Below are 14,460 nucleotides of genomic sequence, written 5' to 3' on the forward strand. Positions count from 1 at the left end.
AGCCAAATCCGCGTGTTGCTCGGCACCGGGATCAAGTCATCAGCCCCTGCACCAAGCCAACGACCGCGGACAGCGCGGTCGGCCCTTCGACCACGATCCGCCGACCGGCCGACAGCGTGATGTCGATCCGCTGCGCCACCTGTGCGACCGAAACCCCGGAAGCCGCGATCAACCATACGAGCGACAGTTTTCCAAGCGGCTCAGCTTGGAATTTCAACGCTTTGCTGCAGTCAAAAAATCTGCCCATTTCCACATAAGGTCAGCCCTTTTGGAGAGTCTGTCGGAGCGTTGGTATGCTCGAACGACTTCTCCATCGACTTGGTGGCCCAGCGCGCTCTCTTTCACCTCATAAAGTGTGTCAGTTTCCTCTTCGACCCACGTCCTGAAGGTAGCCCGGAAGCCGTGCGGTCGAGCATCATAGCCTTCCCGCCTCATGAAGGAAGACATTGCCGCATCTGACATCGGATTGCCACGGTGCGAGGCAAACAGATATTCGCAGTCAGCTTTCTTTCGTGCTTCTTCTACGATCTCCAGCGCCTCGGGAGAAAGCGGAATCCTGTGCGGCTGGCCGGTCTTGGTGCGCTCAGGAGTTAGTGTCCAGACGTCACCTTCGATTTCATCAAAACGCGCCAAGCGAATTTCGGTAGTGCGTGCAACCGTCAGCATCAAGAAGCGGAGGGCGCGAACTGCGACCCCTTCTTTGGACTTGAGCCATTGGTAGAAATTGGGAGCTTCTGCGTACGGCATGGATGGGATGTGCGTCACTTTGTGCCGCTGCTTGCCGAGCAAGGCTCTAGCCTTCATGGTCGCCTGCAGGTCAACGTCGAGCCCGAGGGCTGCCGCATGCTTCAAGGTTAAGTTTAGACGGTTCAGTGCCTTGGATGAGGCTTCGGGCTTTGTGTGCCAAATCGGTTCGAGCAAGTTCTTGAGGATGTGCTGGTCGATGTCCTCTACGGGGTATGTGCCGATCTTCGGAATAACATGTGTGGTAAGGGGTGACATCCAGCGGCCCGCTTCGCCGTCCCCTTTGAGCTCGGCCTTGCGGGCATCGAAGCACCCGTCAATTGCCTGCGTCAGGGTCAGCCTGCGCGCTGTGGCCCGATCCTTCTCCCGTTGTATGATGGGATCAAGGCCATCACGTACTGTCTTCCTTGCTTCGGCAGCCCGCTCGCGTGCTTCAGCTATAGAGACGCCCGGCCAGGCTCCTAAACCCATTTCACGGCGCCTCCCGTGGACAGTAACGCGGAGAACCCATTTGCCAGCGGACTTGCTGCGCTTGACGAGCCATAGACCTTGGCCATCGGCATATTTACCGGCGTCCAGCGACTTTGCTTTCATCTGGTTTAGGGTGTTGTAGATCACCGGTCCACCTTTGGGTCCACCCTTCTCAGTCCACCTTTTAGTCCACCCTTTGGGATGCGAAGTAGTGCAAATCTATGTTCACCTATTGTCAAGTCGTTGATTTTAAGTCCTGAAAATCTCTGAAAAATGTTCCGCTATGTGCTGCCATACGGAACCCAACTTATGCATCTCGACCGCACCATCATCTTCCTGAAATCATTGCTGGATGCATCTGAAGCCTGTGTATCGGGGTGCCTGTTGCCCTAATATCAGCCATTCGGTCTCTTGCCGGCAGTTTGCGGCGTTTGCCGGTTCCGGCTTTGCGGCCTGCAGGGTATAAGGGAACCGCTCCTGTTACCTTTAACCGGGGCCAAGAATTTCGCGATGTGAAGCAGCAGTATGACCAGTCCAGATTCCGGGAGTTGCAGCGGTCAAGTCCTTGAACGTGAATTCAGCGCGCTAACAGTGGCCGGAGCGGATCTGCTGGATGCGGTGCAAATGCCTGATCCGGCCGCAACCGCGGCGCGGCTGTTCTTCCGGTCCGGAACGCCGCAGGATACCGCGGCTGCCATGCCCTCCCGCACCGGAACGGTGCTGCATAATTTTGGCGGCGCGCCGGTTCTGGATATTCCAGTTGGCAGCACTTGCGGCACGGTGAGTATCGCTGCTGACGGGGAGGAGTTTCAGATACCGCTGCATCCGGACGAGTCCGGCCTGTTTGCGGGGCAGAATGTCCTTGTTGCGGTCCGCAACGGGGAAAGTCCTGAAACGGCCGCGGAGTGGCTGAGCTTTCATGTCTCCCAGCATGGCGTGCAGGGGGCCGTTATCCTGGACCGGGCGCGGCCGCAGGACAGCCGCCGTTTCATCCGGGATCTGAGGGAGCGTGCCGGCAGTATCCCGGGGCTGGGCACGGTTGTTGTCATTCATTCAAAGCTGCCCCTGGGCAAGGAAGGGCTGCCGCCGGAGGCGCATCCTTTCAACGTGCCGGGCGCACCGGGCAAGGACCGGATGGAGATCCCGCCCGCGGATCCCTGGCAGGCGCCGCTGGGGGAGTTCCTGATCTACGAGATCCTGCGCGCACGGTTTCTGGCGCGGGCCCGCGCGGTGGCCAATATTGACGTGTTCGACCTTCTTGCGCCGGGCGGGGAGCGGAACGTCTTTGACTGCGCAGCTGCCGCCCTCTCCGGCTGCATCCGCCTGGGCGGTGTGCAGGCCTATCCCTGGCGGGTGCGCAAGGGCGATGAGCCCGCCTTTGCAGATCACATCTGCACCCAGTTCGACGCCACGGGCCTGCGGCCGCGCTGGTGTGTGGCGCCAGCCAAGGCGGGGGCGGACTGTATCTGGCGCCTGATCCGTGTGGTAGGGGCGAAGCCTGATCCGGAACAGGAAGCCCGGTTCTACCGCTGCATGGCGCTGCGCCACCCAGCGGACACGGTTTCCAAAATCGTGCCTAAGACAAGCCTGGTGGAGACCCCGGAACTGCTGCAGCTGGCAACCGGCTATTTCAATGCCAAACCGGTGCGTATCCCCGAAGAACAGGCGGTCAAGCGCCCCGGCGGCAAGCCGAGGACCGCGATTGTCACCACGATGAAAAACGAGGGGCCGTTCATCCTGGAGTGGCTGGCCTATCACCGGGCGATCGGGGTGGATGATTTTCTTGTCTACACCAACGATTGCACCGATGGCACCGACACAATGCTGCAGATGCTGCAGGAAAAGGGCATTGTGCAGCACCGGGAAAACCCGTTCCGGGGCACCGATCTGAAGCCGCAGCACGCAGCGCTGCAAGCAGCAGAGGAAGAGCCGGTCATCCGGAAAGCCGACTGGCTGGTCTGCATGGATGTGGACGAGTTCATCAACATCAAATGCGGTCAAGGGCGGCTGACGGACCTGTTCGAGGCGGTTGGCGATGCCAACATGATCTCGATGACCTGGCGGCTGTTCGGCAACAATGATGTCCGCGATTTCACCGGCGGTCTGATCACCCGGGAATTCACCCGCTGCGCGCATGAGGTTACCCGCAAGCCGCATCAGGCCTGGGGCTTCAAAACCCTGTTCCGCAATAATAGCATCTTCAAGAAGCTGGGGGTGCACCGGCCCAAGGGGCTGAAGCCGCAGTTGTGGGAAGACATCCGCTGGGTCAATGGCTCCGGTCAGGACATGCCGCGGGAGATGTTCCGCAACGGCTGGCGTTCCTCGATGAGCACCTATGGTTATGATCTGGTGCAGCTGAACCACTACGCCGTGCGCAGCGCCGAGAGCTTTCTGGTCAAGCGCGACCGCGGCAGGGTGAACCATGTCGACCGTGATCAGGGCCTGTCCTATTGGTTCCGGATGAACAACAACGCCGAGGAGGAACGCTCGATCCAGCGCATGATCCCGGCGCTGGAAGCCGAGATGGAGCAACTGCTGTCGGACCCGGACATTGCCGCGGCGCATGAGTTTTCGTGCCGCAAGCACCGCGAGAAGATCGAGGAGCTGAAGCCCCGCGATGACATGCAGGAGTTGTTCCGTGAACTGACCAGCGAAAAGCTGTGCAAACTGTCCCGGATGCATGCGCATTTTGGCGCCAACGTCTTTCTCAGCGGTCCTGGGGTGATTCCGGATGAAATTGCCGACAAGGAGCCGGGAAGCGATTTCTGGTTCACGGTGGCGCGCGGTGAAACCACGCACTAGGGCCTCCGGGCCCGGGTAATGTGACAGCACTTTGGGCGGAAGGCTAAATTGCGCCAACAAATTAACGCATTTAACCGGTAGAAATCACGAGGCTAACAAGGGGCAGGTATCATGGCACTTCCGGTCATCGCATCACTCTGGGTGGGCGCTGAGCTCAGCTGGCTGGAGCAGCTTTGCCTCAAGTCCTTTGCCGACAACGGTCACGAGGTGGTTTTGTTCACCTACGATGAGGTCAAGGGCGTGCCGGAGGGTGTGCAGGTGGCGGATGCCAACGATATCCTGCCTGCGGACCGCATCATCCGCCATGCCAAGACCGGCAGCCCGGCCTATCACGCGGATGTCTTCCGCCTGCACATGCTGCGCCAGACGGATTATATCTGGGCCGACACCGATGCCTATTGCTGCCAGCCCTGGGAGATCAAGGGCAAGCATTTCCATGGCTGGATTTCGGACAAGAAGCCGATGGTCAACAATGGCGTTCTGCGTCTCCCGAAGACCTCCAAGACACTGCAGGCGATGCTGAAATTCACCAGTGACGAATACCCCATTCCACCCTGGTACAGCGCAGAGAAGCAGGCAGAGCTGCAGTCGCTGAAGGATGCCGGGCAGGGGGTGCATGTGTCGCTGCTGCCCTGGGGCGTGTGGGGGCCGGATGCGCTGACCTGGTTCCTGCAGGAAACCGGAGAAATCTCAAACTCGAAGCCCGGCCATGTGATCTATCCGGTGCCGTTCAAGCAGGCGGGGGKGGTGCTGAACCCGAACCGCCGCAACCAGGCCGCCAAGCATATCCGCAGCGACACGCTGTCGATCCATTTCTGGGGGCGGCGGTTCCGCAATATTGCCGCCAAATACGGCGGGGKGCCGCCCGAGGGCTGCTATGTGCATGAGCTGCTGGCCAAACACGGGATCGATGCTGAAGAAACCCGCCATCTGCTGCAGCCCGCGCCGGAAACTGAGGTATCCATGACAGAAGAAATCGATCCCGCGACGCTGGATTTCTCCATGTTCGGCGATCAGGATGTGGCCAACATCCTGTTGCAGCGCAGCGAGCTTGCCAGTTCAGGCCAGACCATCCGGGACTGGCTGGCTGGCGATGAGCAGCTGCTGCTGGACGAAGCCATAACGCAGCGGGACCATATCCTGCATGAGTCGATCCGTATCGCGGAACGGGAGTGCCAGTTCTTCCTGAAGTCCGCTGACGCGATAGCCCCGAAACGATCCGCCGATATCGGATGCGGATATGCTTTCGCCAGTCTGGTGCTGCACCGCCGTTACGGCTGCGATGTTGTCCTGATCGATATCGAGGAAGGGAACAGCCGCCACTTCGGGTTTGAAGGGGAAGGCGCCGGATACACGAGCCTTGAAACCGCCCGGGCCTTTCTGGAGGGGAACGGCGTGCCAGCGGAACAGATCATCTGCCTCAACCCCAAATCACAAGACGCGGCAGCGCTGGGCAGTTTCGATCTGGTGATCAGCCTGGCCTCCTGCGGGTTCCACTATCCGGTCGGCACCTATGACAGCTTGTTCCGCAGCCAGATCAATGACGGCGGCGGCATTGTCCTGGATATCCGCAAGGGATCCGGCGGCATCGGCGCGATGAAGAGCTACGGAGCGGTCGATGTCCTTGCAAAGCATGGCAAGTACTCTACGGTCCTGACCCGGGTCAGGCAGCCCGCGTGAAGGGGGCGGGAACGTTAACCATTTGCCGTCATGTGACGGCAGCGGCCCGCGGTTGTGCGGCGCTCCCCCCCTGCGGTTCCGGCAGGCGGCAGGCAAGGGCGCGACGGGATCTGGAGGACACAGGAAGGCGGATGAACACATATGCTGACCAGTGAATTCGACTTCAGAACCGTGCTGCCGGAGCTTGATGCTGACGACGTCGGCAGTGTTGCAGATATCAATGGGCAAGCGCCGGAGCTGGGCATCCTGCTGCATCACAGGTTCGGCTGCCGCATTGATCTGGTCTGCCTCGACCGCAAGGGCAGGCCCAGGATGCCCGAGGCATCGGAGATTGAAACCTGGCTTTCCCGCCTCGAACAGGGCGGGGTTGACCGGGAGGCCATGGAAATTGCTGATGGCGGGGGCGAATGCAGCCCGTACGACGTGATCCTCGCGCTGAACAGCTTCGGCGTCCGGCACAAGATCCAGAACATCAAACCGCTGCTGGACAGCGCGCTGCACCCGCTGAGCCGGGTCGTGATCGAAATCCGCAAGGGGTCGGGCAGCTACCCGTTTCTCAAGGCCTATGGCGGCTGCAATACGCTGCTGGCGCCTGGGGCAGACAGCAATGGGCTGGCAGTCCTGTCCGCCGAACCTCAGGAGGCGCTGCCACCCTCCGGTGAATGGTCCAAGGTGGCCCGCGGGCTGGCCGGAAAAGAAGGTTTCTTTGACGAGCTGGAGGAGCATTCCTTTCTGTTCATGCCGCGCGGGGGCACGCTGGTTGTTACCTTCGACAATCTCGACATCGCGATGACCAAACGGGATGAGCGGCGGCCCTGGGGATTCAGCTTCATTGAGGCGCAGGGCTGGTCGATGCTTGGGGTGATGGCCAATGGCTGGACCTGGTTCCGCCATCAGGAAGTCACCCGCAAGTTCGAAGAATTGCGCGACAGCGGGTTCTTCCAGCAGTTTTCCCGGGTGGTTTTCTATGGCGCCTCGATGGGCGGCTATGCGGCAGCGGCCTTTGCGGCAGCTGCGCCCGGCTCCACGGTGTTTGCCATCAGCCCGCAATCCACCCTCGACAAGTCCATCGTGCCCTGGGAGATGCGCTACAAAAAGGTTTGGGGCCGGGATTTCTCCGGCCCCTTCGGCGATGCGTCGCAAGCCAGCCAGGGGGCAGGGGACGTGCACATCATGTTCGATCCTTACGTGACGGCGGATGCGGCGCACGCAGCCCGGTTCACCGGTTCCAATGTGACGTTCTGGCGGTGCCCGCTTCTGGGGCACCGGCTCGGGTCTTCGCTGCAGCAGATGGGCGTGTTGCAGGAGATTGCCCGCGGCGCCATCGCCGGAGACCTGACGCCGCACCGCTTCCACCGCCTGCTGCGCAAGCGGCACGGCTTTCCCCGGTTTCAGCGGGAGCTTGCCAATCTGGCGCTGGATCGCGGCCATCCGGGTCTTGCGAAACAGGTCTGCGCCTATGTTTTGCGCCAGAGGGACGACCGGTTTTTCCGCCGTATGAAGGAACGGCTATGAGAGGCGCGGATGGCCATGCGGCAGGCCGCAATCGCGCCGCTGAGCAAAAAACGGGCAAAGGCCGGACAGGAAAATGAGCCAGTCGAACACCGACATACGGGATATTTCCCTCGCCTTCCACATCGGGGCGCCCAATACAGACAACGGCCAGCTGATCTGGTCGCTGCGCAAGGATGCGCAACCGCTGCTGGAGCGCGGTGTCATGATCCGCAGGCCCGGCACCTATATGACGGCGCTGACCCAGCTTCTTCGCAAGCAGAACCAGGAATTCGTGACCGGGCAGGAGCGGGACGCGCTGCTGGCCGGGCTGGTCAAAGACCAGGCGGTCTCGCGGATCATCCTGACCAACTCCAGTTTTCTGGGGATGCCGGGCTGGATGCTGAACGGCCGACGGCTGTACCGCAATGCAGGCAGCAATACTGCGGCGCTGCGCAGCCTGTTTCCCGGCAACCCGTGCGAATTCTTCCTTGGCCTGCGCAACCCGGCCACCCTGATCGGTCCGGTGTTTAAGTCCCAGTCCGGCAGGTCCTGGCGCGAGTTTGCAGGGGATACCGATTTTTTGAACCTGCATTGGTCGGAAGTGGTCGAGGACATTCTGGAGCGTAATCCCGGCTGCCGCATCACAGTCTGGTGCAACGAGGAAACTCCGGTGATCTGGCCCAGTATCCTGGGCCATGTATCCGGTCTGGGGGACGGTTTCCGTTTCAGCGGCGAGCTGGACATTACCCGCGGCATCATTTCCGAGGCGGGATACGAGCGGCTGGAGGCCTATCTGGCAAGCCGCCCCGGGCTGTCGGAAAACCAGCGGGAACGGGTGCGCGCCCTGTTCCTGAGCTATTTTCATGACGAGGCGGAGATCGAGGAGGAAATCGATCTCCCCGGCTGGTCGCAGGCGCTGGTGGACGAAATGAGCGAGGCGTATATGGCGGATGCCGAGCTGATCCGGCATATGCCGGGCGTTACCTTCCTGTCTTGAGCGCAGCGCGGCTGTAAAGCGGCTTCATCAGGATCGCGGTCAGATACATCGGGATCTGGTAACATCCGAGGAAAATCAGCAGCGGATCGGTGGTGGCCGCGGGCAGCGCGATCAGGAAGAGGGCGAAGTTCCGGTTGCCGGCAACCACGGAGACTGGCACGGCGCCACTGCCCGCTCGGCGGCGCAATACTGTGAACACCAGCACCTGCAGGCCGAGGTTGGCGGCCATCGCAAATCCCAGCCAATGCAGAACCAGCACGGGGTCTGTCCGCAGCGCAGGTCCCAGCGCCGCCATCAGCCCCACCACGATCACGGCGAGTGCAATTACAGTCAGCCCGTCTATCGCACTGGCCTGATCCGGGCGCATTTGCGGCAGCGTAAGGCGGCGCAGCAGGAAGGCCGCCGCCACGGTGAGGCCGATCGCGCCTATCAACCGTCCGGCGGCGCGCAGCACCTCGCCCAGATCCCCAAGGCCGGGGGCCAGCAGGAACACCGGGATCACCGTCAGCGGCATCAGCGCGGTCCCGGTGATCAGCAGGCGGAAGGCAGGTTCCGGCGGGTGCCCCATCAGGGTTGTGATATTGGGGCTGCCGGTCACCGAGGGGGCGCTCAGCATCAGGATCAACGCCACCGCGGCGGGGGTCTGCGCAACGCCGAACAGCCAGGCCAGCGCGAGCGCCAAAAATGGCAGTGCCACCTGCAGAAAAACGATGGCCTTCAGCGTGCCGATGCCGTCGGCCAGCCCGCCTGCGGCCTTGCGCAGGCCGATCCGGTAGGTGTTCAAAAACAACAGCCCGGCCACCATTTCCGGCAGCCAGGGCTGCAGAGCTGCAGCGAGGCCGGGCAGCAGCAGCCCAGCCAGCAGCCCAAAAACCAAGGCGGCCCGCCCGTGCCGGGCGGCATAGGCGAGCGCTTTCATCATGGTTCTAGACCGGTCCAGGCCTGAGGTTGTTGGGCAGGTAGGTCGCCAGCTCCGGGAAGGCGATCAGAACAAACACCATCAGCACCATGATCAGGAACATCGGGATTGCGGCGCGGGCGATATAGCTCATCTCGTGGTGCGTCATGCCCTGCATCACAAACAGGTTGAAGCCGATCGGCGGGGTGATCTGCGCCATCTCGACAACTACCACGATGAAGATGCCGAACCAGATCAGGTCGATGCCCGCCTGGCGGATCATCGGCTCCACCACCGCCATGGTCAGCACCACCGAGGAGATGCCATCGAGGAAACAGCCCAGCACGATGTAGAACACCAGCAGCACCATCAGGAGTTCGAACCGGGTCAGTTCCCAACCGGCAATCAGATCGGCCAGCCCGCGCGGCAGGCCGGTGAAGCCCATCGACAGCGACAGGAAGGCGGCACCGGCCAGGATCAGCGCAATCATCGCGCTGGTGCGGGTGGCGCCCATCAGGCTTTCGGTGAAGGTTTTCCAGTTCAGCGAGCCCTGCGACAGCGCCAGCAGCAGCGAGCCGATGACCCCGAAGGCGGCGGCCTCGGTCGCCGTGGCAAAGCCCAGGTACATTGAGCCGATCACCACCATAATCAGCGCAATCACCGGCGCCAGGAAACGGGAGTTCTTCACCTTCTCGGCAAAGCTTAGCTTGCTTTCCTGATCCGGGTTCCAGTCCTTGCCGACCTTGGAGTAAATCGCCACGTAGCCCATGAACATCGCCGCCAACACCAGCCCTGGCAGGATGCCTGCAAAGAACAGCTTGGTGATCGATTCATTGATGGTGACGCCATAGACGATCAGTGTCAGCGACGGCGGGATCATCAGGCCCAGGGTGGCCGCACCGGTGAGGGTGCCGATCACCATGCGTTCCGGATAGTTGCGCTTGCGCAGTTCGGGGATCGACATTTTGCCCACCGTGGTCAGCGTCGCGGCGGAGGAGCCGGAGACCGCGGCAAAGACTGTGCAGCCGACGATATTGGTATGCACCAGCCCGCCGGGCAGGGGCGCCATCCAGGGGGAGAGGCCCTTGAACATGTCCTCGGACAATCGGGTCCGGTAGAGGATTTCGCCCATCCAGATGAACATCGGCAGTGCCGTCAGGGTCCAGCTGGAGGACGCCGACCAGACCGTGGTCAGCATCACGTCGCCGACGGGGCGGGTGGTGAACAGCTCCATGCCAACCCAGGCCACGCCCATCAGCGCCAGGCCGACCCAGACGCCGGTGCCCAGCAGGGTGAACAGCACGAAGAGGAACAGGATGATGACTGAGATATTTTCCATGTGCCCTTACTCCGCGTGGCTCTGATCTTCGAGATCCCGGGTGATGCGGTGGCCGCCGCGGAAAATCACGTGGATCAGGTGGTCGGTGAGGGCGATGGCCAGGATGACCGCACCAATCTGCATGGCGCTTTGCGGGATCCACAGCGGCGTGCGGTCCTGGCCCTGGCTCACGTCGTTGAACTTCCAGCTCCAGTAGACAAATCGGTAAGCGTAGAAGCAGAAGTACCACATCACGGCGGTGCCGATGCCAAAGCACCAGATCTCCAGCACCCGGCGGAAGCCTTCAGGTACGGCATTGAGCAGGATCGACACCCGGATATGGCTGCCGCGGTTCAGCGCGTTGGCAAAGGCCAAAAATGACGCTGCTGCCATCGCATACCCCGCATAGTCTGGCGCGCCGGGGAAGACTTCACCGGTCCAGCGGGCCAGCATCTGGACAACGATCAGCCCCAGAATGGCAATCAGGCAGAGAGCGGCCATCACTCCCGCCGCGAGGTATAGAAAATCCAGTCCGGAGCGCAGCCCCCTGAGCACAGTCATAACATCCCCATCGGCATTATTCTTATGAGAATACGGGTGGCACCTGCCGCGCCGCCCGCATCACCTTGTCTGATTACTCGGCGTTGAAGGCGTCGACGATGGCCTTGCCTTCTTCACCAGCAGCTTCCAGCCATTCATTGGTCATGGTGACGCCGATTTCCTTCAGCTCGCCCACCATCTGGTCGGACGCCGGACCCACGGTCATGCCGCCGTCACGCAAGCCCTGCAGGGTAAAGCCGGTGTACTCCTTGGCGCGCCAGTTGCCCGCGTATTCCGCCAGCTTGGCGCAGCCCTTGATCACGTTCTGGTTGGCTTCGGAGGTGCCGTTCCAGACATCGGAGTTCACGAACACGTAGTTGCGCGGCAGCCAGGCATCCACTTCGTAGAAATAGTTCAGGCTTTCCCAGACCTTGCGGTCATAGCCGGTGGAGCCGGACGACACCATCGACTCTGCCACGCCGGTGGCAAAGGCCTGGCTGATCTCAGCCGCTTCAATGGTCACCGGAAGCATCCCGGTCAGCTCTGCCAGGCGCGAGGTGGCGTTGTTGTAGGAGCGGAACTTGATGCCCTTCATGTCTGCGACGGAGTTCACCTCGTTCTTGAAATACAAGCCCTGCGGCGGCCACGGCACGGCGTAAAGCAGGGTCAGGTTCTGCTCTGCCAGCAGTTTCTCGATGGAGGGCTTGGCCGCCTTCCACAGCTTGTCGCTGTCATCAAAAGACGTCGCCAGGAACGGGATCGAGTCAAAGCCAAAGAGCGCGTTTTCGTTCTGGTGGCCGGACAGCAGACGCTCGCCGATCGGGGCCTGGCCGGTCTGCACCGCGCGCTTGATGTCGGCGCCTTTGAAAAGCGATCCCGAAGGGTGCGTCTTGATCTCCACCTCGCCGCCGGTGCCGGTGGTCACGCATTCGGCGAACTCGGCGCCGGTGGCCGAATGGAAGTTGGAGGCCGAATAGGCCATCGGCATGTCCCAGACTTCCGCCGCGGCGGGCAGGGCGGCAGCCGCGGTCAGCGCGGTGGCGGCCAGCAGTTTGGTCAGTTTCTTCATCGTTTTCTCCCTGTTGTGGTCGCGGCCCCTTGAGGGGCACTGGTTGGTATCAGATCGCGTATCGCGCCGGGTCATAGGCGCTCATATCCATGTTCGGGGTGCGGCCCGAAATCATCTGGGCCAGCAGGCGTCCGGTCTTCGGCCCGCCGGTCAGGCCGATGTGATGGTGGCCAAAGCCGACAAAGGCGCCGCTGAGACGCGGCACTTCGCCGATGACCGGAATCGAATCCGCCGGTGCCGGGCGGTAGCCGAGCCACTCCTCCTCATGCTTCCAGGTAACACCAGGCAGGATGCGCCGCGCGTTCTTGCGCAAGAGCTCAAGCGGACCTTTCGACGGCCCGGCCTCCAGCCCGCCGAATTCCACAATGCCCGCAATCCGGATCCGTCCCTGCATCGGAGTCACCACGCATTTGGCTGCTGCCACCATGACGGGGGCCTTGGGCATCGCCGAAGGCTCCCACAATTCAAGATGATAGCCGCGTTCTGCCTCCAGTGGTACGGAAATTCCCAGCTTCTCCGCCAGTGGTTTGGACCAGACACCCGTGGCCACCACAACGGCATCGCAGGGGATGGTCTCCCCGCCGGCACGCACGCCGGTCACCTTGCCGTTTTCGCGGGCCACATCCTCGGCAAAGGCCTGGACCAGCCGGCCGCTATTGGCCGTCACATGGGCGGCCAGGTCCTTCACATACCGGCCCGGGTCCAGGATGAGCCCGTGATCCTTCAGCCGGGCGGCAAAGCCGAACTCCTCTGCATAGATACTGTCATAGGCCCGGACATCCGCGCCCTCCAGCTCATCCCAGCGGAACCCATGCTTGCGGCGCAGGCCCCAGCCGAATGCATCCTCGCCGAAATGCGCCCGGTCATTGTAGAGGAACAGATAGTCGGAGGGTTTAAGATGCCGCTCCGCCCCTGTGCCTGCCGCCAGCGCCTGGTGATCCGCCAGCGAGTCCCCCACAACCGGCGCCAGCGCCGCGGCGATGCGGGCGGTGTCCTCTGCATTGGCATGGCCCATGTACTTCATCAGCCAGGGCGCCAGTTTCGGCAGGTACCCCCAGCGCATGAACAGTGGCTGGCTGGAGTCCAGCAGCATCTTCGGCGCCTTCTTCCACAACCCTGGACCTGTCACCGGCACGATAGAGCAGGAGGCCAGAATGCCGCCGTTGCCGTGGCTGGTGCCTTCGCCCGGCCCCTTGCCGTCGATCAGGATCACCTGATGCCCGTCGCGCTGCAGCTCGATCGCGGCGGAGACACCGACAATGCCGGCGCCGATGATGGCAACGGTTTTCTTTGGCTGGCTCATGCCGCAACCTTCTTGGCCACCGCGAAACGGCTCAGCTTTTCAACATCCGGCCTAATGCCCAGGCCGGGCCCATCCGGCACCACCACCTGGCCGTCCTTGACCTGGAAAGGCGTCTCCAGAATGTCTTCTTTCAGGAAATAGCTCGCCTGGTAGAACTCGCAGCCCAGCCGGATCTCGGGTGTGGCCGCAATCATGTGGGTGCCCGCCAGATGCGCCAGCCCAGCCTCGAACATGTCGCCCCCATAGGCAGACAGTCCGTTGGCCGCCGCAATCCGCGCCACCGTCTGCCCGCGGGTCAGCCCGCCCGACTTCATGATCTTGACCGAGACACCATCGCAGATGCCCTCGCGTGCCGCGCGCACCATGTCCTCCGGGCCAAAGACGCTTTCATCCGCCAGCAAAGGCACGTCGATCATCTCCCGCAGCCTGGCCATCATGCCAAAGTGATGAAACCGCACCGGCTGCTCGATGAAGTCCGGCTTGAACTCCGCAACGTCACGCACCTGCGCGGGCGCGTCCTCGATGCTGAGGCCCTGGTTATAGTCCACGCGCACCCGGAACTCGGGGAAGTCCTTGGCGATCCGCTCCAGCCGCATGATGTCGAATGCATGGTCTTTGAAGCCGGTCTTCAGCTTGATCAGCCCGACCTTGTCGGCCCGCAATCGGTGCAGCAGATCGATGTCCTTCCCGAAATCCGGGTCGGCAATCGAACAGCTGAGCGGGATGGTGTCGCGGCACTTGCCGCCCAGCAGCGCCCAGACCGGCGCCCCAGTGATCCGCCCGGTCAGATCCAGCAGGGCGGTTTCCAGCGCCGCCTTGGCCTCGGTGCAATGGGCCACGGCCTTGGCCGCATCCTCCATGATCGCCGCGCGGTCCGCCACCCGGCGGCCCTCCACCAGCGGGCGGATGTAGCGGTCCAGCGCCGCCAGGCTCGCCTCCGGGGTGCCGGTGAACACCGACCAGGTCGAGGCTTCGCCAAACCCTTCGGCGCCGCCTTCGCTGCGCAGCCGGACAATCACGACCTCACAGGAGCCCTCAACAGACCCGATCCCGTGGTCGCGGCGCGACAGCACGGGCAGCGCGAGATGCCACAGATCCATCCCGGCAATCTTTTGTTCCAGCACTTCGATCTTCCTCCCAGGTG

General features: G+C 62.2%; 12 protein-coding genes. 4 read left to right on the forward strand and 8 right to left on the reverse strand.

What is annotated here, in order from left to right; genetic code table 11:
• Window positions 1-31 precede the first annotated feature (31 nt).
• Window positions 32-217 carry a hypothetical protein gene (locus GKC28_RS26335; RefSeq protein WP_254604168.1) on the reverse strand — a complete coding sequence of 62 codons (186 nt, stop codon included), beginning with the start codon at window positions 215-217 and terminating at the stop codon, window positions 32-34.
• Window positions 214-1,362 (reverse strand): tyrosine-type recombinase/integrase, encoded by a 1,149-nt coding sequence (locus GKC28_RS04715; RefSeq protein WP_368041087.1) that lies wholly within the window; start codon window positions 1,360-1,362, stop codon window positions 214-216. The genes GKC28_RS26335 and GKC28_RS04715 overlap by 4 nt, the downstream gene beginning before the upstream one ends.
• Window positions 1,363-1,740: 378 nt before the next feature.
• Between GKC28_RS04715 and GKC28_RS04720 the strand changes: the two genes are divergently transcribed.
• From GKC28_RS04720 to GKC28_RS04735, 4 genes are all read left to right on the forward strand, one after another.
• Window positions 1,741-4,017: a glycosyltransferase family 2 protein gene (locus tag GKC28_RS04720; RefSeq protein ID WP_174145517.1), complete on the forward strand. Its 2,277-nt coding sequence runs from the start codon at window positions 1,741-1,743 to the stop codon at window positions 4,015-4,017.
• A 111-nt stretch (window positions 4,018-4,128) separates the two neighbouring features.
• Window positions 4,129-5,697 (forward strand): class I SAM-dependent methyltransferase, encoded by a 1,569-nt coding sequence (locus tag GKC28_RS04725; protein WP_174145519.1) that lies wholly within the window; start codon window positions 4,129-4,131, stop codon window positions 5,695-5,697.
• Window positions 5,698-5,838: 141 nt separating this feature from the next.
• The gene (locus GKC28_RS04730) at window positions 5,839-7,212 is read left to right on the forward strand and encodes a hypothetical protein (protein ID WP_174145521.1); all 1,374 of its coding nucleotides are present in this window, start codon (window positions 5,839-5,841) and stop codon (window positions 7,210-7,212) included.
• Window positions 7,213-7,285: 73 nt separating this feature from the next.
• On the forward strand, window positions 7,286-8,188 hold the full coding sequence (locus GKC28_RS04735) for a hypothetical protein (protein WP_174145523.1): 903 nt from the start codon (window positions 7,286-7,288) through the stop codon (window positions 8,186-8,188).
• On the opposite strand, the gene GKC28_RS04740 is transcribed toward GKC28_RS04735, so the two are convergent.
• The 6 genes from GKC28_RS04740 to GKC28_RS04765 all read right to left on the reverse strand — a co-directional run bounded on the left by GKC28_RS04740 (window position 8,172) and on the right by GKC28_RS04765 (window position 14,446).
• Window positions 8,172-9,110: a hypothetical protein gene (locus GKC28_RS04740; RefSeq protein ID WP_174145525.1), complete on the reverse strand. Its 939-nt coding sequence runs from the start codon at window positions 9,108-9,110 to the stop codon at window positions 8,172-8,174. The genes GKC28_RS04735 and GKC28_RS04740 overlap by 17 nt on opposite strands.
• 4 nt (window positions 9,111-9,114) lie before the next feature.
• Window positions 9,115-10,425 (reverse strand): TRAP transporter large permease, encoded by a 1,311-nt coding sequence (locus GKC28_RS04745; protein ID WP_174145527.1) that lies wholly within the window; start codon window positions 10,423-10,425, stop codon window positions 9,115-9,117.
• 6 nt (window positions 10,426-10,431) lie between these two features.
• Entirely contained in the window at window positions 10,432-10,965 is a 534-nt protein-coding gene (locus GKC28_RS04750) for a TRAP transporter small permease (RefSeq protein ID WP_174145529.1), read from the reverse strand.
• A 73-nt stretch (window positions 10,966-11,038) separates the two neighbouring features.
• Window positions 11,039-12,013, reverse strand: coding sequence for a TRAP transporter substrate-binding protein (locus GKC28_RS04755; RefSeq protein ID WP_174145531.1), 975 nt, complete (start codon window positions 12,011-12,013; stop codon window positions 11,039-11,041).
• A gap of 49 nt (window positions 12,014-12,062) precedes the next feature.
• Complete coding sequence (locus tag GKC28_RS04760; protein WP_174145533.1) at window positions 12,063-13,316, reverse strand: FAD-binding oxidoreductase; 1,254 nt, start codon at window positions 13,314-13,316, stop codon at window positions 12,063-12,065.
• On the reverse strand, window positions 13,313-14,446 hold the full coding sequence (locus GKC28_RS04765; protein WP_368041097.1) for an enolase C-terminal domain-like protein: 1,134 nt from the start codon (window positions 14,444-14,446) through the stop codon (window positions 13,313-13,315). The genes GKC28_RS04760 and GKC28_RS04765 overlap by 4 nt, the downstream gene beginning before the upstream one ends.
• Window positions 14,447-14,460 lie beyond the last annotated feature (14 nt).

This window comes from Leisingera sp. ANG59, assembly GCF_013317235.1.
Taxonomy (GTDB): domain Bacteria; phylum Pseudomonadota; class Alphaproteobacteria; order Rhodobacterales; family Rhodobacteraceae; genus Leisingera.